Source organism: Thaumasiovibrio subtropicus, from assembly GCF_019703835.1.
Lineage (GTDB): Bacteria > Pseudomonadota > Gammaproteobacteria > Enterobacterales > Vibrionaceae > Thaumasiovibrio > Thaumasiovibrio subtropicus.
In genome coordinates, this window is the sequence record NZ_AP023054.1 from 303,746 (window position 1) to 326,302 (window position 22,557).

Below are 22,557 nucleotides of genomic sequence, written 5' to 3' on the forward strand. Positions count from 1 at the left end.
TCTATATATTAGGGAGCAAAGCTCCCTATTAGTTATTGGTCCGCTGCTAGCTTAACGGCTCGACGACGTTGATTCCATGCTAATACACCTAAGAGTAGTAGGGTTGGAACAAAAACCCACTCTTTCATTGGTCTATCTGTTGGTAAACTGACTTCAACAATCTCCCAATCAAAATCGATGCCTGCGGCTTCTGCAGGACTGCCAAACTCGATCATATCGACAAGCGTACGGCCATCATTTTCGATCAGCATCAGGCCTGTAGAGGCAACACGATCTTCCGCGGTAACGGCGTCTTCATCGAAAGGCAGTAGTACGTGTTTACTGATGATATCGCCTTCAAGGTTTTCACCGCGCACTTGTAACTCCAGTGGGGCACCAATAGGTAGCTCACCCGCGACCTCGGTGATTTCACTCCCCGCGAGCAAAATTTTGGGCTCGTAGATTTTGTCCCACCAGTAACCCGGGCGGAGCAGAGAGAAGGTGATTAAAAGTAGCAGTACGACTTCCCACCACTTGGTCTTAGTGAACCACCACCCCTGCGTCGCAGCCGAGAAGGTGAGCATGGCTGTTGTCGCCGAGATAACGGTGAGCGCAAGGTGCCATGCCGAGTCGATGTTCATCATCAGCAGCTGTGTGTTGAAGATGAACATAAAGGGCAATATGGCGGTACGGATATCGTAGGTGAAACCTTGGATACCGGTACGGATTGGATCCGACTTGGCGATGGCAGCAGCAGCAAACGCAGCTAAACCAACGGGCGGTGTATCGTCGGCAAGAATACCGAAGTAGAACACAAAAAGGTGCACCGCGATCAATGGAATGATCAGGCCATTTTGTGCGCCAAGCGTCACAATCACGGGGGCCATCAAGGTGGAGACCACGATGTAGTTAGCGGTTGTTGGTAGACCCATACCCAAGATCAAACTAATGATCGCCGTAAAGATCAGCATCAGCATGATGTTACCGCCAGAGATGAACTCAACGAAGTCGGTCATGACTAAGCCAATACCGGTCAGGGTAACTACGCCGACAACTGTACCAGCGGCGGCCGTTGCAACACCGATACCGATCATGTTTCGGCCACCCGTCACAAGGCTACCTGCAAGATCATCGATGCCTTTACGAACCGCTTCAGACAAGGTGTGTTTTTGACTGAAGAAGGACAGTAATGGGTGCTGCGTTAACAGGACGAAAATCATGAACACCGTCGCCCAGAATGCCGAAAGCCCAGGTGAGAAACGTTCAACGGTCAAACACCAGACAAGCACGACGATTGGCAGCAAGAAGTGCAAACCTGACTTGAGGGTTGGCCCCGGAGGAGGAACTTCAGTTAAAGATTCGGTTGGCGCTTCAGCGATGTCTTGGTAGCCAGCTGCGATTTTCACAAGCGCGACATAAACCACCAGTAGCAATACTGCAATGATCGGCGTCGCGGCAGCACCAAAGACATCTTTCGTCCAGCCAATGCCGTAATAAACAGCACCACTTATCACGACAAGACCAAGAATCGTACCCACAAAGGAGAGTAGGCTTTGCGCTAAGGTCGGTTTGTAACGACGCGGTAAGCCTGTCATTCCCGCTTTACAGGCTTCGAGATGCACAATGTAGAGCAGGGCGATGTAGGAGATGAGTGCCGGTAACAAGGCTGCACGGATAACTTCGACGTAGGAGATGCCTACATACTCAACCATCAAGAATGCCGCAGCACCCATGATAGGAGGCGTTAACTGGCCATTGGTAGAAGCTGCCACTTCGACCGCACCGGCTTTGGTGCCCGGGAAGCCCACTTTCTTCATCAATGGAATCGTGAACGTACCTGTTGTCACAACGTTTGCGATAGATGAACCAGATACCAGCCCAGATAAGCCAGAGGCAACAACCGCCGCTTTTGCTGGACCGCCACGCATGTGTCCAAGTAGCGAGAAGGCGACTTTGATGAAGTAAGCGCCAGCGCCTGCTTTTTCTAACATCGCCCCAAAGAGCACGAATAAAAAGACGAACGAGGTTGAGACTCCTAGTGCAACGCCAAACACCCCTTCCGTGGTGAGCCACAAGTGTGACATCGCTTTGTTCAAGCTTGCGCCTTTATGCGCGATGACATCGGGCATATGTGGGCCGCCGAAGGTGTAGAGCAGGAACACCAATGCCACCACCATCAATGGTGGGCCTAAGGCACGGCGGGTAGCTTCGAGTAGAAGCACCATTCCTGTCACTGCGATAACGATATCAAAACTGGTTGGGGCACCAGAACGACCCGCTAGTGATTCGTAGAATAGGTAGATATAAGCCGCCGAGAAGCTCCCTGCCAGCGCCAGAATCCAATCCTGAAAAGGAATGTAATCACGCGGTGAGCGAGAGAGTGCCGGGTAGGCCGTAAAAGCGAGGAAAATGGCAAATGCCAAGTGAATGGCCCTTGCTTCCGTATCGTTTAGTACACCAAATCGAAAAATGAAAGGTAGTGGTGAGGCGTACCAGAGTTGGAATAAAGACCAACACAAAGGCACAAGCCATAAAATACGGCCTGCAATACCACTAGGATTTCGTGCACCGGAATCTGCCTGTGCGACCATATCCTGTACGTCAGGAGTTGTTTTTGCCATAGAACATCCTTGGAATGATGGAAATGAGATGTCTGCGGTCTAAATATCAAAGGGGCCGAAGCCCCTTTAATCATAGCCGTTTTAAGCTTATTTACAGCAGACCAATTTCTTTGTAGTACTTCACCGCACCCGGGTGAAGAGGGATGGATAGGCCATCACTAACCATATTTTCTTTTTTCAGGTTAGCAAAGGCTGGGTGGAGGCGTCGGAAGGTGTCAAAACTTTCAAAGACAGATTTCACAACCTGATACACCGTCTCTTCACTGAGATCAGATGTAGTGACGAGTGTTGCAGCAACGCCAAAACTGTTTACGTCAGAATCAGTACCACGGTACATGCCGCCTGGAATAGTACTCATTGCGTAATAGGGGGTGTCTTCTACGATTTTGGTGATCGCAGGGTGTTCAGCTGAAATTAACTTGGCATCACAAGAGGTTGTTGCCTCTTTGATGGCACCATTTGGGTGGCCAACCACATACACATAGGCATCAATTTTGTTGTCACACAGCGCTTGTGAGCGTTCAGAGCCTTTTAGCTCTGAGGTCAGTTTAAAGTCTGACGTTTCCCACCCAAGCGCGTTCATGACCATGCTCATCGTGGCGCGGTCACCGGAACCTGGGTTACCGATATTGACGCGTTTCCCTTTCAAGTCTTCGAGCTTATCAATGCCAGCATCGCTGCGCGCAATGATGTTAAACGGTTCGGTGTGGAGAGAGAATACTGCTCGCAGATTTGGATTAGGGCCCTGCTCTTGGAACTTACTGGTGCCATGGAAGCCGTGATACTGCCAGTCAGATTGTACGATGCCGAAATCAAGCTCCTTCGAGCGGATGGTATTGACGTTGTAAATGGAGCCACCTGTTGATTCGACAGAGCAGCGAATGGAGTGTGATTTACGGTCTTTGTTAATGAGGCGGCAAATCGCACCACCCGTTGGATAATACACACCAGTGACAGAGCCAGTACCGATAGTAATGAACTCTTGGCTACTCCATGCCGGTGAACTCGCGAAGGCCGCGGTGAGGAAGGCGGTCGCTTTGATGATGTTGTTCATGGGATTCCTTATTATGCGTTTGATGTTGTATTTGAATGCGTCGGATGGATTGAGAAGACATCTCCGATATTAAAAAACGGTTAAATTTTACCTGTGTGTAACAGAAAGGGAAGAGTAAAATATTATTTAGTTACGTATTAATAGTATTTTTTTGATGTTTTTGTGAGCAAAGGCGGGGAGAAACATCTATTTTCGACTGAAATGCGAGCAACAAAAAAGGCAAGGTGGTATGCCTTGCCTGTATGTCTTACCCATTATTGGGTTAGGAAGCATTTAGCCGCTGAATTCAAAAAGCTCGCAAACTGAGTCATAGAGCTCTTTAGTGGTCATCTCCTGAGTCGGCGTGATAAAGATGGTGTCATCGCCAGCAACGGCGCCCAAGATGCCCTCTGCTTTACCCAGTGAATCAAGTAAGCGGGCAATTAACTGTGCTGCACCAGGGCCAGTATGAATCACCACCAAGGCATTGTTGTAACCAATGTCCATCACGAGCTCGCGGAGCGAACTCGACGTCGTGGGCACACCGAGCTCAACGGGCAGGCAGTAGACCATCTCCATTTTCGCGTTTCGAGTACGCACAGCACCAAACTTGGTTAACATGCGTGAGACTTTGGACTGGTTAATATTCTCAAAGCCCTGGCCTTTCAGCGCTTCAACAATCTCACCTTGGGAGCTGAATTTTTCTTCTTTCAGAATCGCTTTAAACGCTTTGATCAAGCGTTCTTGTTTATCGGCACTTCGCATATCTATTACTTTTTCTTATTCGATAACTGTTGTGGATATTGTGGCACATAGTGACTGAAACAGGCAATGTGATTCATCAGACAGAATAGGACATATATGTTTACACAACTCTACCTGCTGGACAGTCAAACAGCATGTTAAAGGTGTTTGTTGAAGCTTCGACATTCAATGATTTTGCATGTTAATCCATATATCGGTATGAATAACTTGCTGGATTTCGTGACAAATAATCAACATCTTCCTTAGAAACTTTAATGGGGGAGTATGGCGGATTGAGGAAAAAATGTACCGATGAATAGCGATTTTTGAGACCTCGATAAAGGTTGTTGTGACACGGCTTGTTACAAGTTTGTAGCACGTATATTATCCACCATGCGTAAGGTCGCAAAGCCGGAGCTGTCTGATTGTATTTACAATAGGCTTGCTATACGGTCTAACCAAAGATAGAAATCGTGAAACGTCTGAATTAAGGAGAATGAACATGAAAGTTGCTGTTATAGGCGCTGCAGGTGGTATTGGCCAGGCATTGGCTCTGTTGTTGAAAAATCAACTACCAGCGGGCTCAGACCTAGCGCTATACGACATCGCTCCAGTTACACCTGGCGTCGCTGTTGATCTTAGCCATATCCCAACCCCTGTTTCGATTAAAGGTTTCAGTGGTGAAGATCCGACGCCTGCATTAGAAGGTGCGGATGTTGTCCTCATTTCTGCGGGTGTTGCGCGTAAGCCTGGTATGGATCGCGCAGACTTGTTCAATGTGAATGCCGGTATCGTGAAGTCGCTTGCTGAAAAAATTGCAGTAACTTGTCCAAAAGCGATTGTAGGTATTATCACTAACCCAGTGAACACTACTGTTGCTATCGCCGCTGACGTGCTGAAAAAAGCAGGTGTATATGATAAGCGTCGCCTATTTGGTGTGACGACACTGGATGTTATTCGTTCTGAAACTTTCGTTGCCGAATTAAAAGGTAAGAGCCCACTAGACGTAAGCGTGCCAGTCATTGGCGGCCACTCGGGTGTGACTATCTTGCCGTTACTTTCTCAAGTAGAAGGTGTTGAGTTTACACAAGAAGAGATCGAAGCGTTGACACCTCGCATTCAAAACGCGGGTACCGAAGTGGTTGAAGCGAAAGCGGGTGGTGGTTCTGCAACCCTGTCTATGGGTCAAGCAGCATGCCGTTTTGGTCTTTCTGTTGTAAGAGCACTGCAAGGTGAGTCAAACGTTGTTGAGTGTGCGTATGTTGAAGGTGATGGTCAACATGCTCGTTTCTTCGCGCAGCCTGTACTGTTAGGTAAAGAAGGCGTGGAAGAAGTATTGAGCTACGGTGAGCTTAGCGGTTTCGAGCAAGCAGCACTTGAAGGTATGCTTGACACACTACAAGGCGATATTGCTAAGGGTGAAGAGTTCGCGAAGTAAGCGACATCATCTGAAAAGAGAAAAGCGGCCTAGGCCGCTTCAGACTGCTGACAAAGGTCTAGCTTTCGAGCTAGACCTTTGATCTAATAGGGGTATCGAAATATGGACACTCCGTTATGCTTCAAGAGCCTACTCCGCAACAATACGAACTGGAAATGGTGACGATGGAACAGTTAGTTCCTAAAAACCATTTAGTGCGTAAAATCGATAATGCTATCGACTTCGAATTCATTCGAGATGAAGTCGCTCATCTTTACTGTAAAGATAATGGACGCCCACCTGTTGACCCTGTCCACCTCTTCAAAATCATCTTACTTGGCTACATCTTTGGCATAAAAAGTGAGCGTCAGCTCGTCAAAGAGATTGAAGTGAATGTCGCTTACCGTTGGTTCTTGCGGATGTCATTAACAGAGAAAGTCATTCACGCTTCTACTCTCAGCCAGAACCGCATTCGTCGCTTTAATGGCACGGATGTATTCGAACGTATTTTTATCAATATCGTAGAGCAAGCCATGTCGAAAGGCTTGGTCGCGGGTCAAGAGCTCTTTACGGACAGTACTCATCTCAAAGCGAACGCCAACAAGAATAAACACACCAATAAAGTCACGGCGGTTCGTGCCAGTACCTATCTTGATATGCTGGATGAAGACGTCGCTTTAGACCGAGAAAAAGCAGGTAAGAAGCCACTTAAGGCTCGGGAGTCAGAGCCAAAAACAAAGAATACTAAAACCAGCACCACTGACCCAGAGAGTGGCTTCATGACTCGTGATAATAAGCCTCAAGGCTTCTTTTATCTCGACCATCGAACCGTTGATGGTCAACACGGAATTATTCTCGATACCTACACCACCGCGGGTAACATCAATGACTCACAGCCTTACGTTCAACGCTTAGATTACACGCTTGCCACATTCCAATTGAACCCGATAGCTGTTGGACTGGATGCGGGCTACTTTACTGCTCCAGTGGCGGAGTCACTTGAACGTCGAGCTATTCTTGGCGTGTTCGGTTATCGACGTCCATCTAGAACGAAAAATACGTTCAAAAGAAACACTTTACTTACGATGCGCAAAGAGACAGCTACCAATGTCCGAATGGTCAGGAGTTGCTTTATAAAACTACCTCACGCGATGCGTATCGAGAATACCACTCAGCCCCAAAGAATGTGCGCTCTGTCCAATGAGGGATGACTGTACTCAAAGCAGAAATATGAAGAAAGTGATTACACGGCATATCTATAGTGACGCAGTAGAGAGGGCAAACCAAATGCGGCTCTCTTCCTACGGCAAGAAGACTTATAGACGTCGAAGTGAAACAGTAGAACGTAGCTTTGCAGACGCTAAGCAACATCACGGTCATCGTTATGCTCGCTTCCGCGGTCTAGCCAATGTGCAAATGCAATGTTGGTTGGCAGCGGCAGCCCAAAACATCAAGAAGATAGCGCTGGTGATGAACTATCTCCGAAAAATAGGCTTAAACATGGCAGAAATGAGGCAAATACTTGCTTCTGTATGCCTATGTAATGAACGGAAACTTCTGCGCACGACATAGCAAAAAATATCGCGATCGCGACCTACGGTCGCTTCCAAAAAAGAACCCCGCTTAAAAAGCGGGGTTCGTCATCAATCTGAAGCGGCCTAGGCCGCTTTTTTTTATTTCTAGTAATACTTATCGCAGCCAAGGTGAAGTTGTGGTTCGATAAGGATCTCTTCTTCTTGTAGGATCATTTGTTGATGATCTTGGCATCGTTCAACCAGAATGGTGTTGTTGTCGCTATCGATGTCGATAATATCGGCCAGACCATGGGTTGAGTCGATACGGCTGCCTTTGTGTAAGTCTGCTACTTTCATCGGGTGCTCCTGCTGTGTTTTGGCCCTTATGCTTACGTAATAAGAGCCACAACAGGGCAATTGGGTTTGATGGGCGTTCTATTTACTGCGATTAACCGCAAGACCCGCTAACGCGATGAGTGCAGTCTTGTATTCTGACTCTGGAATGATGGCAATCGCATCAATGGCTTTTTGCGCTTCTTCTTCTGCGCGTTGACGGGTGTAATCGAGTGAACCGACTTCGTGCATACACGAGAGGATAGGCGCTAAGAGATCGCGTCCATCCCCTTTCTCGATCGCAGAGCGGATCATTGCCGCTTGCGTTTGATTACCATGCTGCATAGCGTGAAGTAGGGGAAGGGTTGGTTTTCCTTCGGCTAGATCATCACCGGCATTTTTCCCCATCTCATCCGCTGAGGCGGTATAGTCGAGTAGGTCATCGATCAACTGAAAGGCAGTACCCAGATAGCGGCCGTAATCTTGCATTGCCGTCTCTGTCGATTCATCTGCGTCAGTTAAGATGGCGCCAATTTGCGTCGCTGCTTCAAAGAGACGCGCGGTTTTCGAGTAGATGACTTGCATGTAGTTTTCTTCGGTGACGTTCGCATCATGAATGTTCATGAGTTGCTGTACTTCACCTTCAGCGATCACATTGGTTGCCTCACTCATAATATCGAGGATCTTTAAAGATCGCAGGCTTGTCATCATCTGGAAAGAGCGGGTGTAGATATAGTCACCGACTAAAACGCTTGCTGCATTACCGAAAGTGGCATTCGCGGTTGCTTTTCCGCGTCGCATATCGGATTCATCCACGACATCATCGTGCAATAATGTGGCGGTGTGAATGAACTCTATAAAGGCGGCTGCCGTTGTATGATTTTCACCCTGATAGCCTAGTGCGCGAGCGGCTAAAACGGCAAGAATGGGACGAAGACGTTTTCCGCCACTATTTACGATGTAAAAGCCGAGTTGATTAATAAGCACTACATCGGAGTTAAGTTGAGCAAGGATCTTTTGATCGACCTGTGCCATGTCATCGTTTGTAAGTGTTTGAATAGTCTTGAAATCCATTCGGCTTGCGACCTTTATATCAAAGAGTTTGTACTCTTTTTATTATTGATAAATTGTTTCCAATACTACACCATTTCTGGGTGTTCTACATACCCTGAATCAATCATTTAAGTGGTTTAAACATCGCTGAGCAGCATTTCACCAATTTTCTTTACTGAATTAGTTGCCAGAGGCGATGTTTTCGCGTAACATTCGCGCCCTATTGATGACAAGTTTAAGCGCATACCCACGTTTAGAATCTAAACACTGGCTTATGCGGAATCGGAGTATTAGATATGTACGCGGTTTTCCAAAGTGGTGGTAAACAACACCGAGTAAGCGAAGGTCAAACCCTACGCTTGGAAAAACTGGACGTTGAAACTGGCTCAAGCGTAGAGTTTGACAACGTTCTTCTGATTGCAAATGGCGAAGAAGTAACTGTAGGTGCCCCTCTAATTGCAGGCGGCAAAGTAACTGCAGAAGTTATTTCTCACGGTCGCGGCGATAAAGTTAAAGTCGTTAAGTTCCGTCGTCGTAAGCACTCTCGTAAGCAAATGGGCCACCGTCAGTGGTTCACTGAAGTCAAAATTACTGGCATCAGCGCTTAATTAGAGGAGATTTAAGAGATGGCACACAAAAAAGCTGGCGGTTCTACTCGTAACGGCCGTGATTCAGAAAGTAAACGCCTAGGTGTTAAGCGCTTCGGTGGTGAATCAGTTCTTGCTGGTAACATCATTGTTCGTCAACGTGGTACTAAGTTCCACGCTGGTAACAACGTAGGTTGCGGTAAAGACCACACTCTATTCGCTTTAGCAGACGGTAAAGTGAAGTTCGAAGTTAAAGGTCCTAAGAACCGTAAGTTCATTTCTATCGAAGCTGAGTAATTTTAGCTCCGAAATAGAATTCTAAAAGCCCTGCCTTAATGGCGGGGTTTTTCTTTTTCAGTGAAAGGCTTTTTTCACTGTGACATGGATCCGTATTGGGCGGATTGTTTAGCATTCTCTGATACCTAGTCGGGGTAGCACTGCCAAATGGGTAGTGGGGAATGCTAAGCACATCCAAGTGCCCTGTAGCGTTAAGGACAGACGGGCGAGCGGTGAGAGAAGTGCCCATGCACGATACCTGAGCGACTTGGGTATATACTGTGGAAAAGCCGTGTTTCTGTTGTTTACAGGTGAGCACAACGAGACGCGATAGCGTGGAGAAATAGCATGAAGTTTGTAGATGAAGCGGTCATTCGCGTTGATGCGGGTGATGGCGGTAACGGTACAGTCAGCTTCCGTCGTGAAAAGTACGTGCCTAAAGGCGGCCCTGACGGTGGTGATGGTGGTGACGGCGGTGACGTTTATCTGGTTGCTGATGAGAACCTGAATACCTTGATTGACTATCGTTTTACCCGTTTCTATGCGGCAGGCCGCGGTGAGAACGGTCGCGGTGGTAACTGTACGGGTAAGCGTGGTGATGACTGTGTATTGCATGTTCCTGTCGGAACACGTGCAGTGGATGAAGATACCGGAGAGGTGATCGCTGATCTGACTGAGCACGGTATGAAGATCATGGCGGCTAAAGGGGGTTTCCATGGCCTGGGTAATACCCGTTTTAAGTCATCGGTGAACCGCGCTCCGCGTCAAAAGACGATGGGGACAAAAGGTGAAGTTCGTCACTTACGTTTAGAGCTGCTATTGCTTGCTGACGTCGGTATGTTGGGTTTACCCAATGCCGGTAAATCGACCTTCATTCGTGCGGTTTCAGCGGCGAAGCCCAAAGTGGCTGATTACCCATTCACCACCCTAATTCCAAGTCTGGGTGTGGTGCGTGTCGACAGTGATCGTAGCTTTGTTGTCGCGGATATCCCGGGTTTGATCGAGGGTGCCGCCGATGGTGCGGGTCTTGGGATTCGCTTCTTGAAGCACCTAGAGCGCTGTCGTGTATTGTTGCACATGATCGATCTGTTGCCAGCGGATGAGTCATGCCCAATAGAAAATGCGTTTACTATCATCAATGAGCTAGAGCAATATAGCGAGAAGCTGTCTGATAAGCCGCGCTGGATCGTCTTCAACAAAGTGGATCTACTTCCTGAAGAAGAGGCGCAAGCTAAGATTGATGAAATCCTCGATGCATTGAGCTGGGAAGGTGATTACTATTGTATTTCTGCGCTGAACCGTCTGAATACGCAGCCGCTTATCTATGACTTGATGGCCTTCATTGAGACGTTACCACGCCAGTTGGAAGCGGAAGAGAGCGAAGAAGATAAAGTCGACTTTAAGTGGGACGACTATCACGAGCAGAAGCTGCGTGAGTCTGAACAAGCTGAGTCTGATGACGATGACGACGATGATTGGGACGACTGGAATGAAGACGACTACGATGTCGAAATCATCTACAAGCCTTAATCAACTCAGTGAACAAAAAGCCGCAGCGATGCGGCTTTTTTTGTTTCTAACGACAAGGAATGATGCAGTCATGAGGGATTCGACGACGCAAGAAGAGCAGCGTGCCGTCGCACGTGTATGTGTAAAAGTAGGGCAGATCTTATTGCAGCATGGTGCGGAGAGTGCCTTGGTTGTTGATCTTACGCGACGAATGGGGTTGGCTTTAGGCGTCGATAGTGTTGAGGTCTCGCTATCTGCGAGCTCGATGGTGTTAACAACATTGGCTGATGGTCACTGTATTACCACCGCCCGCCGATGCCCAGATCGCGGCATTAACATGCAGATGATCACGCAAGTGCAACGGATCTGTATTATGGCGGAGCATGGTATCGCAGATCGACGCGCAGTGATGGAGAAGCTAGAGCGGCTCGTGCCCATGCGCTACAACCGTTGGCTTGTTCTGATCATGATCGGACTTTCCTGTGCAAGCTTTGCGCGGATCGCGGGTGGGGACTTGCTGATCATGGCGCTCACCTTTACGGCATCCAGCTGTGGCATGCTGGTGAGACAGACCTTAGCCCATCGCCATTTTAATCCATTGATCAATTTTGGTGCGACTGCGTTTGTAACGACTGCGATTGCGGCCCTAGGCGTGCGTTTTCAATTAGGGAATCAACCTTTTCTCGTCATGGCATCATCTGTATTGATGTTAGTTCCAGGTGTACCGCTGATTAATGCGGTCTCTGACATGGTGAAAGGGTTTATCAATATGGGGATTGCACGCTGGACAATGGCTTCTCTACTGACGCTATCCACATGTTTAGGCATTGTATTAGCAATGAACTTGCTTGATGTCTGGGGGTGGTTGGCATGAACACCGTGATGATGATGCTACATAATGGCTTGTTTGCCATCGTGCCAGCCGTGGGGTTTGCACTGCTTTTTAACGTGCCAGTTAAGGCATTAAAGTTCTGTGCGATGGGCGGTGCGCTAGGCCATATGCTTCGTTACCTGTTAATTGACTGTGGGCTGTCGATTGAGATGTCGAGTTTTATTGCCGCAGCGGCAATTGGTTTTCTCGGTGTGTATTGGTCGCAGCGCTTTTTGGCACACCCGAAAGTCTTCACTGTCGCCGCAGTTATCCCTATGGTGCCGGGTGTGTTTGCGTTTAAAGCGATGATTGCGTTGGTAGAGATCAATCAACAAGGCTTCAGTGAGCCTTTGTTGGCGGCACTGTTTGAGAATCTGTTAAAAGCTTTGTTTATTATCGCAGGATTGGCAATAGGGCTAGCATTGCCCGGGCTATTGTTTTATCGTCGCCGCAGTGTGGTGTAATGGCAGTGTTGAGGAGCCGTATGAAAATTAGCATGATCGCCGCGATGGCAAATGATCGAGTCATTGGTAAAGACAATGATATGCCGTGGCATTTGCCCGCTGACTTCGCTTGGTTTAAGCGTTGTACTATGGGCAAGCCTGTTGTGATGGGGCGAAAAACGTACGAGTCTATCGGTCGACCATTGCCAGGGCGCCGTAATATTGTAGTGAGCCGAAATACTGAACTTCAGATTGAAGGTGTGGATGTTGTGGGCTCATTTGATGCGGCAAAAGCCTTGGTACAAGGTGAGGATGAGTTAATGGTCATCGGTGGTGGACGTTTTTACGAGCACTGTTTACCTGAGGCGGACTTACTCTATTTGACCTTTATCGATGCCGATATCGATGGGGATACGCGTTTCCCTGAGTGGGGTGAAGCGTGGCAAACGACGCACACTGAGATGCATAACGCAGATGAGAAAAATGCGTATAACCTGACCTTTACGGTGTGGGAACGCAGTGAGTGATGGCAGTTCTGGCATTGTGAGAAGATGTCATTGAGCTTGACGCCGCCGCGTGTGAAACGCGGCGGCGTGATTGAGTGGGTTAGATCTTAAAGAGCTGAATTTGGTTGCCGAGCTCTTCTGCAGTAAACGCGAGGCTTTTACTCTGCTCAGCGAGATGCTGGGCGGCTTCACTGACATCATTTGCAGATTGGCGGATGTTGCCAACACTGCGATTCACGTCTGCAGCAACTTGTCCTTGTTCTTCTGCTGATGTTGCGATGTGAGAAACCATATCGCTCGCTTCACTGACTTCTGTGGCAATGTTATTTAAATCGCCTTGGCTATGATTGACCTGTTCAACACTGGCGATAGTGTCATTGAGGCTCCGTTCCATGGCTTCTGCCGCATCCAATGCACTTTGGGTGAGGCTTTCAATGGTGCGCTCGATTTCCCCGGTTGAATCTGATGTGCGTCCTGCGAGGTTTCTTACTTCATCGGCTACCACAGCAAAACCTCTACCCTGATCACCAGCACGTGCCGCTTCAATGGCGGCGTTAAGCGCGAGTAGGTTGGTCTGTTCGGAAATCCCCCCGATGACAGTGGTGATATCACCGATCTGTAGCACGCCTTGTTTTAAGGTATCGACGATTTTGCCAGCTTGGCCAATTTGCGCCTGCACATTGTTGATGGTGGCGACGGTTTGCTGCATCGCGTCTCTGCCTTCCAGTGTTTGAGCGGCGACGGTTCGACTACTCTGCGCACCTAGCTCCGCATTCTTCGCGACGTCAGATATCGAGGATGTCATTTGTGACATCGCGCCAGCAAGTTGTTCTAGTTCGGATTGCTGTGCGGTGACGCTCTGTGCCGTTTCTTCAGAGGCAGAGGCGATTGAAGCCGCCATCGCCGTTGACTTTTGAGCGGACTCATTGGCGAGCGAAAGAATGGCACGGATATTATCGATGGACTCATCGAGGCGTTCAGCCATTTGTCCCAGCTCATCTTTGCGCTTGAGTTTTAGATCGACGCGTAGATCCCCCTCTGAGATCTGCTCAAACTGGCTCATGATGCGACTCAGAGGACGAGTGATGTCTCGCGTGAAGAAGTAGCCGACGATCAATAAAAAGAGCGAAGCGATCAAAGTGATGATGATTTGTGGCAAGGTATCGGTGATCACCTGTTGATTGATGTCTTCAATATGCAAGCGCGTGCCAACAATCCAATCCCACTCTTCAACATATTCAAAGTAACCGAGGAGATCGACGGGCTGGCCATTGGCATTAAGCAAGGTATATTCGATGTAGCCTTGTTGCTCTGCCGCCGCTTGATTGATGATCACTTGCCAAAAGTTAAATCCATTCGCATCAAGGTCGTTGGTCATCACTTTCCCTTCTTGAGATTTATCAATCGGGTAGTTAACCATACGGCCTTTGTTATCAATGATCCAAAAGAAGTTATCTTCGTTATACCGCATGGAGTTGAGTGTTACTTTTGCAAGCGATTCTGCACTGTTTCGCCCATAAGAGTTGCTTTGCGCAATAAACGATTCAACGACACTGATCGCCGTTTCGACCTGTGCTTGCAGTTGGCTTTGGCGCTCATTAAATGCGGTGTTTCTCAGTGCATTGACACTGATCGCAACCAAGACGATAAGGGTCAGTATCGCAATGGCTATCAAGCCGTTAAGCTTCTTAAAGATAGAGATATTGCGAAGAGAGAACTTGCTCATAGTTATCTTCCTTGATACTGCTGGCTTGTGCTCAGCGAGGGTCAATGCGCACTCACGGCCTGGATTATTGTCACGGTTTCTATGTTAATGATGGCGGTGATGTGAGCAGTATGTGGAATTAGTATCAAAGAACTCAACAAGGATTTTGTTGATGCTCATCAAGTTGAGTGGAGTCCTGTTGCGACTAAGCCCACAGTTTCAACGAAATGAGCAAACGGGGAGGTCTAGCGGAGCGCGGGTTGGGTAAAGCGTTGCTTGTCTTCCCAACGTAGCATGGTGAGTACATTTCCCCAGACACATCCGGTGTCTAAGCCATATTCTGGACCATCAAACTTGCCATTGAGAGCGGCCCAGTGGCCAAACACGACCGGCTTTTTGAGCGGCTTTCTATCAGCGAGTTCAAACCAAGGTGCAAGCGGGCTCTCTTTCGGTAAATCATCCGGCGCAAATTTACACTCCGCATCCAAGGTGCCGTCAGGATAGCAAAAACGCATTCGTGTTAGAGCGTTAATGGTAAAACGTAGCGATTCAATTTCCGATAGATCGGGTTGCCAGCGATCAGGTTGGTTGCCGTACATGTTTTCTAACAGCCAGTGTTTTCGTTCTGATCGTAAGATGTCGCTGACTTTTTGGGCTTGTTTTTTAGCCGTTTTTATATCCCATTGCGGCGGGATACCCGCATGGGTGATCACGAACGCTTCGTGTTCCAGCAACAGAGGTTGTTCACTCAGCCAGTGAAGCAGGGCATGACTGTCTTCTGCATCCAGAATGGGTTGAACCTTGTCTTTGGGCTTTGCCTTTTTAAATCCGGCAGCCGTCGCTAGCAAATGTAAGTCGTGATTGCCGAGGACGGTTTTTGCGCTGTCCCCTAATGCGATCACTTTTCGCAGACATTGCAGCGAGTCCTCACCACGCGCGACGAGATCGCCACATAACCATAGTGTGTCTCGCTTGGGGTGAAACTGAACTTGCGCGAGGAGGGCATCGAACTCCTCGAAGCAGCCTTGTAAGTCGCCAATAATGTAATTAGCCATAGACGCTCGTTAATGCAGAATGTTAGGTATCGCTAAGCGAAAAGGAGGAATGTCACTTTGGTGCTGCTGGCCAGCATTATCTTCGAAAAGGTAGAAACCTTGCATGACGCCGACTTCGGTTTCGATGACAGCGCCGCTCGTGTAAGTAAAGGTATCATTTGGCAAGATATGCGGGTGCTTCCCAACCACGCCAGGCCCTTCGACTTCACTCTGTTTGCCGTTGGCGTCGGTGATTAGCCAGCGTCGTGACTGGAGCGTTGCTGCTACGGTGCCGACATTGCGAATCGTAATCGTATAGGAAAACGCGTAACGATCTTGGTCGGGCTGAGATTGATCTTCAATGTAGTGGGTAACGACGTGGTAGGTAAATAGTGGTTTGCTTTCCATAGACGATATTTCCTGACAAAAACGCCCCAAACGTGGGGCGTAGGACCATTTGATTAGGCTGCTTTGTGGTTGGCATCCAACCAGTTTGCCATCGCAACAAACTGTTCAATGGTTAAGCCTTCTGGGCGCATGGAAGGGTTGATCCCCAACTCTTCTAAGGTTTCGGCGCTCAAAAGCCCTTTGTAGCAGTTCCGTATTGTTTTACGGCGCTGATTGAAGCCTTCTCGACATACGCGCTCCAGCCACTTTAGGCTGGTGGTTGGATGTGGTAGGACATCATAGGGGACTAAGCGGACTACCGCCGAATCAACTTTGGGGGCTGGCTTGAATGCTGAAGGCGGCACTTCGAGAACAGGTACCACTTTACAGTAATATTGCGCCATCACCGTAAGGCGACCATAGGCTTTGGTGCCTGGTCCCGCAGCAAGGCGATTGACCACTTCTTTTTGCAGCATAAAGTGCATGTCTTGCACTTTGTCGTGGAAGGTTAGAAGGTGGAAAATCAAGGGTGTCGATACGTTGTACGGCAGATTACCGAAGATGCGCAGTTGTTTATCTTCTTGCAGTAGCTGACCGAAGTCGAACTGCATGGCATCCCCTTCGTGGATGGTCAATTTGCTGCTTAGAAACGGGTGGTGACGAAGACGCTCTGCCAAGTCACGGTCCAGCTCAACGACATGAAAGTGGTCAACTTCACGGCCTACAGGCTCAGTTAATGCACCGAGACCAGGGCCGATCTCAACTAATATATCGTCACTAAGTGGGTTGATGGCGGAAACGATGCCATCAATGATGTATTCATCATGAAGGAAATTTTGACCAAAGCGCTTACGAGCGCGGTGACCTAAGTGAACCTGATCACTACTCATTTATGTTTTTCTACCAATTCTAAGGCGTGGGCCAGTGCTGTCCGAAGACTGCCCAAGTCTGCCTGTCCGGTACCGGCTAAATCCAGTGCGGTACCATGATCTACTGAAGTTCTAATGAATGGTAAGCCTAACGTAATGTTAACGGATTTACCAAAACCTTTATATTTTAGGACAGGAAGCCCTTGGTCGTGGTACATCGCGAGTACAGTGTCAGCATCTGCCAAGTATTTTTCCTGGAAAATGGTGTCTGCAGGCAGGGGACCTATCAGGGTCATACCCTCTTCATCACGTAAGGTCGCCAATGTTGGCGTAATAGTATCAATTTCTTCGGTGCCCAAACAGCCATCTTCGCCTGCGTGAGGATTTAACCCGCAGACATAGATTTTTGGATCCGCTAACCCAAACTTGTTTTTCAAGTCTTGATGTAGGATGCGAATGACCTCTTTGAGGCGATCTGGGGTGATCGCTTGAGAGACATAAGCAAGTGGGATATGAGTCGTGACTAAGGCGACTCTCAATCCTTCTGTTGCCAGCATCATGACCACTTGTGGGGTGTTGGACTGCTGGGCAAAGAACTCGGTGTGGCCACTAAAGGAGATCCCAGCGCGGTTAATGACCCCCTTGTGTACAGGACCCGTGACGACCGCAGCAAATTCACCACTTAAACAGCCTTGTGCGGCACGCGCGAGCGTATCGAGAACATACTGACCATTCTTTTCATTGAGTTCTCCCGTCACAACGGGAGAACCAAGGGGAATGTCATCGACAATCGCAACGCCGGGTTGATTGGGCTGAGGGGACTCGTCAGCGCGATACTCTTTAATGGTAAGAGGCAGACCAAGTTCTATGGCTCGCTGCTCTAACATCGCAGCACTTGCGGCGATAACGAGTTGGTGAGGCCACGCCTCTTGCAACAACGCGAGCACTAAATCGGGGCCGATACCAGCGGGCTCTCCCGGTGTAATGACTAAACGTTGACAGTTAGATGTCATTATCAGCCTCGACATTTTCGATATAGGCGCCAGCCATTAACTCTTGCATCCAAGCTTGCGCCTCTTCGTTGAACTTACGGTTGAACAATATGCGGTAGGCACGGTTTTTAAATGCCGCATCTGTTCGGTCGACGTTACGACGCTCGATGACTTCAACAATGTGCCAACCGTGGACGGTTTTGAAGGGCTCACTGACGATGCCGACAGGCAGTGTTTCTACCATCTCTTTAAATTCAGGTACGTAAAGGTCAGGTGTTTGCCAACCGAGCTCACCTTGTTGGGCTGCTGAACCAGGATCAGCACTCAGTTCTGCGGCAACATCGCCAAAGATCTTGTCACCTTCGATAATCGCTTGACGAGCACGGTTTAGTTGGCGTTGCGCGCCTTCATCGCTCAGAATGACGGAGGTTTTAACGAGCACGTGGCGCGCATTGACTTCCATCACTGAAACAGACTCAAGTCCTTTGACATCATCAATTTTGAGGATGTGATAACCGACACCACTCATGAATGGCCCAATGATGGCGCCTTTTCCATGGGCATCGATTTCGTCAGCGAAGACGGTAGGCATCTCTTCTTTGCGTTGCCATCCCCAACTACCCCCTTGTAGCGCGCGCGGCCCTTTCGAGTAAGCAATAGCGAGTTCCGCAAAATTTGCACCAGCTTCAAGCTGTGCGACGAGGCGCTCAGCCTGCGCTTTGACATCATCACGCTGCTGTTTGCTTGCCCCATCAGGGAAACGCAGTTGAATATCACTGATATTGTATTGCACGTTTGACAGAGTCTCCTCACTGATACGGTCAGCGAGAGATTCGACTTCTTGAGGTAATATGTTAATGCGGCGACGTACTAATGCATTGCGCGCTTCTGATGCAGTTAACTCACGACGTACTTGCTCACGAAAAGCGCTATAGCTCATGCCATCAGATTCAATCATGCGGCGCAGTTCGGAAACGGTGCGCTGTTGTGTTTCCGCTATATCTTGGATAGCCAGGTCGAGCATGTTGTCATCAATGCGGATACCGTAGCGATCTGCTTCTTGGATCTGTAGTGTTTCCAGTACTTGCTGTTCGAGGATCTGCTCGCGCAAAATGTTGCTCGGTGGGAGACTTTGACCACTGCTGGTCGCATTGCGAACCACACTGTCATACATATTGTCGATGTCACTTTGTAATATCACGCCGTTGTTCACGATAGTGACGATGCGATCAAGCTCTTGCGGTGCTGCATTGGCAGTAAGGCTGAGACTTGCCATGACCAAGCCGGCCACGCACTGCTTCCAATTGTTCATATACATCCTAATTTGCGTTTCGACGCCCTGAGATTGTCAGGCGATTAGTTGTTCAGGTAAAACGGACGGCCATAACTCAGGGCATTACCGCTCGCTTGTTTATACTCAAACCCGCTACGTCCACCGAGGCCAAGCAGTCGGAATGACAAGCTGACGTTAGTATCGTATTCAGGCTCTGCTGTTAGGTTCTCACGGAACTTAAGGTATTCATTGTAGCCAAATGAGACCGCCCAGCAGCAGGACTCATAGATTAGCGCGATTTGGCTTTCTGACATGATGGCTTCATTGGTGTCGTAGAAGACATCGCCATACGCAAACCAGCTGTCAGTCAGGCGTAAACCGGCAGAGAAACCTGCTTGTGAAATCCCTTCTTCTGTAAAGCTACTGATATCATTATCCGGTAAGCTCTGTTGTAGGTATGACTGCGAGATGTAACGATAGTTCGCTTGTAAGTAGTTTTCGCCTATACGGTACTCACCCGTGACATGGCCATATTGGATCTCTTTTTCACTGCCGTCATATTGCAGTCCTGCGGTGAAGAAGGTGCGGTCACCGTAGTTAAACTCTGTTTCAAACGCCGATGCTGAATAATCGACTTCGTTTCCAGTAAAGTTGGTCACCTTGTTGAGATAGAAGATCTGTCCAAAGGAGAAGATAAAGCGTTCGCGGTATTGCTCATCAAAAAATCGTGTTGAAGCACCAATAGTAAATTGATTCGCGGGAGCGATGTAGTCTACGCCACTGTATTGGCGGTCACGGAATAATCCATGGTAGTCAAGCTGAAGTAAGCTAGTGTCATAGCCAGTCTGCCCAGCATTGAGCGGGTTGTAGATACCGGTTTGCTCGACTTCTTCGACAAACAGATACTGAACCTTAGGTTCGAGTGTTTGTAAGTAAGCACTGCCGAAGGCATTGGCTTCTCGCTCAAGTGTGACGCCGGACAAAACGCGAATGCTCGGCACGGTTCGTGTGGCATTTTCACGTAATCCAACGAGGTCCGGATTCAGGACAGGATCAAATTCCTGATCGTAGCGGGTGTACATGAGTTTTGCTTCAGATTCGAGCGTCCACCAAGAAGCGGCATAAGGGAAATAGAGTGTTGGCTCCAAGTGAAGACGACCAGCCGACGGTTTGGTTTTATCATCGTTCTCAAAGCGGCTCATTTGCCCCATTATCGACGCTTCTAACCCCAGCGGCAGCATGAGATCATAGTAGTTCGCAGTGAACTGCGGCATGACCCGATAAAGGTTGCTGGTGCCGTCAACAGTTAAAGATTGGAAGTCCTTTACTGTCAATGTGGTATCCCAGTTGGCACTGCGATAACCGATCGACCCCGTTTGCAATAAGCTTGAATCTTCACGACTACCGAGCGTTGAACCTAGTCCTTTTTCAAAATAGTCAAACTGACTCACCTCGCTGAAGTTGGTACTCAAGCTCCAGTGCTGTGCATAGGTAGCGTTGTGCGTCCAGTTGTAAGCCCACATAGCACCGTCAGCACGGCTTTCGCGATCGGTATGAATATATTCCCCCGTCAACGAGCCTTCACCGACAGCATTGAGGTAGCGGAACTGGGCATGACCTAACACCCCACGACGTTGCATAAAGGTTGGGGTAAGCGTCAAGTCGTAGTTAGGCGCAATATTCCAGTAAAAGGGGGTTTCAATTTCTAGACCATTGCGAGAGCCGTAACTTGCATTCGGGTATAAAAAGCCCGTTAAACGCTCTTCGCCGACCGGTAAGCGAATATAGGGGATATACATGACAGGGACATCTTTAATGGCAAACTTGGCGCCATACAGATCAGCATAAGGTTGAGTTTGATCATACTCGATGTTTTCTGCGGAGAATGACCAACTGTTATCATTGACGGGGCAAGTGGTAAAGCTGGCTTCTTTTAAGCGCAGTTCAGTTGCGCTTTCTTTGGCAATTAGTCCCGCCTCTCCACGGCCAAGTTCACACATTAAGCTGTAGTCAGCTTGATACATAGTGGCAGTTTCGTCAGTGAGATTGGCATGAACCCGATCTGCATTGACGACGAACTGTGGATCTGTGACTAACACATCGCCATAGGCGGTGACCACATTTTCAGGTTGGCGGATAATAGCCTGCTCGGCTTCCATACGACGCGGACCTTGAGTGACAACCACATTGCCTTGATAAGTCGCTTTATTGTCTTGATGCGCCTCTGCGTAATCGGCTTCGATAACAACGGGCATGGCATTGATCTCACTAGGAGACGGCGCCTGCATACAGATATTTTCAACGGGTTGATCAATACCGGGGCGTTGCAGGCAATCTTTTGCAACGGCATGAGGCCCATAAAGCGCTAAGGAGATCGCAGTCGCGATAACACTGCGGGAGGTCAATGACATTTAATTTAACTTTCCTGTAGTTTATGCTGTGCACTGCAAGGGCGCAGCGACCGCTTTCCTGATAAATGGATGTTATCATAATCGATATTCAGTTTCGCGACACCCTTCTACTTTAAATCAGTGAATTAAAATTACAGTGAGTGATAAAGGCGACCTATGGGTAAATTGATTGGGGCACTATTTGGTATCATTTTGATGGGGTTTCCGGGCTTTCTGCTTGGCTTGTTCCTCGGGCACCAATTTGATATCGCCCGTCGTCGACTCTATTTCAGCCGTGGTATGGGCGGCTTTGGGAGTGGTGGGAATCCGCAAGCAAAACAAGCCGCGTTTTTTCGCAATGCTTTTGCTGTCATGGGACATATGGCGAAAGCTAACGGTCGAGTGACGGAACAAGAGATACGCCTTGCGACACTGTTTATGGATCGTATGGGATTGCGTGGTGAAGCGCGTCGTCAAGCTCAAGACGCGTTTCGAGAGGGTAAAGAGAGTGATTTTCCACTGGATGATGTGCTCGATGAAGTTCGTCAGGACTGTGGAGGACGTTCCGACCTATTGCAGTTCTTTTTAGAGCTACAAATCCAATCTGCTTATGCTGATGGTAATTTAGAGCAAGTTGAGAAAGCGCTATTGTATCGAATTGCGGAGCATTTGGGGTACTCGCACCGTCAGTTAGACCAGCGTTTGCGGATGCAAGAAGCGGCATTTCGCTTTCAACAAGGGGGATACCATCAACATCAGTCGCATGGTGGCGGGCACTATCAAGCGCCGCCAAGTCGCGACCAATTGGCGGATGCTTATCAATTGCTTGGGGTTGAGGCGTCAGCAACCCAGCAAGAGTTAAAACGCGCTTACCGTAAGCAGATGAATGAACACCATCCCGATAAGCTTGTCGCGAAAGGTCTGCCTCCGGAGATGATGGAAGTTGCCAAGCAGAAAGCGCAAGAGATTCAAGCCGCCTACGATTTGATCAAGAAAGAACGCGGCTTTAAATAACATTTGC

20 protein-coding genes and 1 pseudogene are annotated in these 22,557 nt (G+C 48.6%); 9 read left to right on the forward strand and 12 right to left on the reverse strand.

Annotation, left to right across the window (positions count from 1 at the left end):
• Positions 1-32: 32 nt before the first annotated feature.
• The 3 genes from TSUB_RS01540 to argR all read right to left on the reverse strand — a co-directional run bounded on the left by TSUB_RS01540 (position 33) and on the right by argR (position 4,398).
• Positions 33-2,600, reverse strand: coding sequence for a TRAP transporter permease (locus TSUB_RS01540; protein ID WP_087026623.1), 2,568 nt, complete (start codon positions 2,598-2,600; stop codon positions 33-35).
• A 91-nt stretch (positions 2,601-2,691) separates the two neighbouring features.
• Positions 2,692-3,654 carry a TAXI family TRAP transporter solute-binding subunit gene (locus TSUB_RS01545; RefSeq protein ID WP_087026620.1) on the reverse strand — a complete coding sequence of 321 codons (963 nt, stop codon included), beginning with the start codon at positions 3,652-3,654 and terminating at the stop codon, positions 2,692-2,694.
• Between the two features lie 273 nt (positions 3,655-3,927).
• The gene (gene argR, locus TSUB_RS01550; RefSeq protein WP_087026617.1) at positions 3,928-4,398 is read right to left on the reverse strand and encodes a transcriptional regulator ArgR; all 471 of its coding nucleotides are present in this window, start codon (positions 4,396-4,398) and stop codon (positions 3,928-3,930) included.
• A 481-nt stretch (positions 4,399-4,879) separates the two neighbouring features.
• Here argR and mdh point away from each other — a divergent pair, with 481 nt between their 5' ends.
• Together mdh and TSUB_RS01560 are read left to right on the forward strand one after the other, a co-directional pair.
• The gene (mdh, locus tag TSUB_RS01555) at positions 4,880-5,815 is read left to right on the forward strand and encodes a malate dehydrogenase (protein WP_087026614.1); all 936 of its coding nucleotides are present in this window, start codon (positions 4,880-4,882) and stop codon (positions 5,813-5,815) included.
• A 116-nt stretch (positions 5,816-5,931) separates the two neighbouring features.
• Positions 5,932-7,366 (forward strand): annotated as a pseudogene (locus TSUB_RS01560) (IS1182 family transposase).
• Positions 7,367-7,473: 107 nt separating this feature from the next.
• Here the strand turns inward: TSUB_RS01560 and TSUB_RS01565 are convergent.
• Complete coding sequence (locus TSUB_RS01565; protein ID WP_087020876.1) at positions 7,474-7,665, reverse strand: hypothetical protein; 192 nt, start codon at positions 7,663-7,665, stop codon at positions 7,474-7,476.
• A gap of 78 nt (positions 7,666-7,743) precedes the next feature.
• Positions 7,744-8,715, reverse strand: a complete 972-nt coding sequence (ispB, locus tag TSUB_RS01570; RefSeq protein WP_087020873.1) for an octaprenyl diphosphate synthase — start codon at positions 8,713-8,715, stop codon at positions 7,744-7,746.
• Between the two features lie 275 nt (positions 8,716-8,990).
• On the opposite strand from ispB, the gene rplU reads away from it, so the two are divergent.
• The 6 genes from rplU (at position 8,991) to folA (ending at position 12,907) form a co-directional block, all read left to right on the forward strand.
• Positions 8,991-9,302, forward strand: a complete 312-nt coding sequence (gene rplU, locus TSUB_RS01575) for a 50S ribosomal protein L21 (protein WP_087020870.1) — start codon at positions 8,991-8,993, stop codon at positions 9,300-9,302.
• A gap of 18 nt (positions 9,303-9,320) precedes the next feature.
• Positions 9,321-9,578, forward strand: a complete 258-nt coding sequence (gene rpmA, locus TSUB_RS01580; RefSeq protein WP_087020867.1) for a 50S ribosomal protein L27 — start codon at positions 9,321-9,323, stop codon at positions 9,576-9,578.
• A gap of 327 nt (positions 9,579-9,905) precedes the next feature.
• Complete coding sequence (gene cgtA / locus TSUB_RS01585) at positions 9,906-11,087, forward strand: Obg family GTPase CgtA (protein ID WP_087020865.1); 1,182 nt, start codon at positions 9,906-9,908, stop codon at positions 11,085-11,087.
• Positions 11,088-11,157: 70 nt separating this feature from the next.
• Entirely contained in the window at positions 11,158-11,940 is a 783-nt protein-coding gene (locus tag TSUB_RS01590) for a threonine/serine exporter family protein (protein WP_087020879.1), read from the forward strand.
• Positions 11,928-12,401, forward strand: coding sequence for a threonine/serine exporter family protein (locus TSUB_RS01595; RefSeq protein WP_414718357.1), 474 nt, complete (start codon positions 11,928-11,930; stop codon positions 12,399-12,401). Before TSUB_RS01590 ends, TSUB_RS01595 begins: the two co-directional genes overlap by 13 nt.
• A gap of 20 nt (positions 12,402-12,421) precedes the next feature.
• Positions 12,422-12,907 carry a type 3 dihydrofolate reductase gene (gene folA / locus TSUB_RS01600; RefSeq protein ID WP_087020859.1) on the forward strand — a complete coding sequence of 162 codons (486 nt, stop codon included), beginning with the start codon at positions 12,422-12,424 and terminating at the stop codon, positions 12,905-12,907.
• Between the two features lie 79 nt (positions 12,908-12,986).
• On the opposite strand, the gene TSUB_RS01605 is transcribed toward folA, so the two are convergent.
• From TSUB_RS01605 to lptD, 7 genes are all read right to left on the reverse strand, one after another.
• On the reverse strand, positions 12,987-14,612 hold the full coding sequence (locus TSUB_RS01605) for a methyl-accepting chemotaxis protein (protein WP_087020856.1): 1,626 nt from the start codon (positions 14,610-14,612) through the stop codon (positions 12,987-12,989).
• 224 nt (positions 14,613-14,836) lie between these two features.
• Positions 14,837-15,646: a bis(5'-nucleosyl)-tetraphosphatase (symmetrical) ApaH gene (apaH, locus tag TSUB_RS01610; RefSeq protein WP_087020853.1), complete on the reverse strand. Its 810-nt coding sequence runs from the start codon at positions 15,644-15,646 to the stop codon at positions 14,837-14,839.
• Between the two features lie 9 nt (positions 15,647-15,655).
• Positions 15,656-16,033 (reverse strand): Co2+/Mg2+ efflux protein ApaG, encoded by a 378-nt coding sequence (gene apaG / locus TSUB_RS01615; RefSeq protein WP_087020849.1) that lies wholly within the window; start codon positions 16,031-16,033, stop codon positions 15,656-15,658.
• 53 nt (positions 16,034-16,086) lie between these two features.
• Positions 16,087-16,902 carry a 16S rRNA (adenine(1518)-N(6)/adenine(1519)-N(6))-dimethyltransferase RsmA gene (gene rsmA / locus TSUB_RS01620; protein WP_087020846.1) on the reverse strand — a complete coding sequence of 272 codons (816 nt, stop codon included), beginning with the start codon at positions 16,900-16,902 and terminating at the stop codon, positions 16,087-16,089.
• A complete protein-coding gene (gene pdxA, locus TSUB_RS01625; protein ID WP_159064904.1) occupies positions 16,899-17,894 on the reverse strand; it encodes a 4-hydroxythreonine-4-phosphate dehydrogenase PdxA in 996 nt (331 codons plus the stop codon). Before pdxA ends, rsmA begins: the two co-directional genes overlap by 4 nt.
• Complete coding sequence (gene surA / locus TSUB_RS01630) at positions 17,884-19,185, reverse strand: peptidylprolyl isomerase SurA (RefSeq protein WP_087020840.1); 1,302 nt, start codon at positions 19,183-19,185, stop codon at positions 17,884-17,886. Before surA ends, pdxA begins: the two co-directional genes overlap by 11 nt.
• A gap of 44 nt (positions 19,186-19,229) precedes the next feature.
• Positions 19,230-21,557, reverse strand: a complete 2,328-nt coding sequence (lptD, locus tag TSUB_RS01635; protein WP_087020836.1) for an LPS assembly protein LptD — start codon at positions 21,555-21,557, stop codon at positions 19,230-19,232.
• 156 nt (positions 21,558-21,713) lie between these two features.
• Here lptD and djlA point away from each other — a divergent pair, with 156 nt between their 5' ends.
• Positions 21,714-22,550: a co-chaperone DjlA gene (gene djlA / locus TSUB_RS01640; RefSeq protein ID WP_087020833.1), complete on the forward strand. Its 837-nt coding sequence runs from the start codon at positions 21,714-21,716 to the stop codon at positions 22,548-22,550.
• Positions 22,551-22,557: the final 7 nt, after the last annotated feature.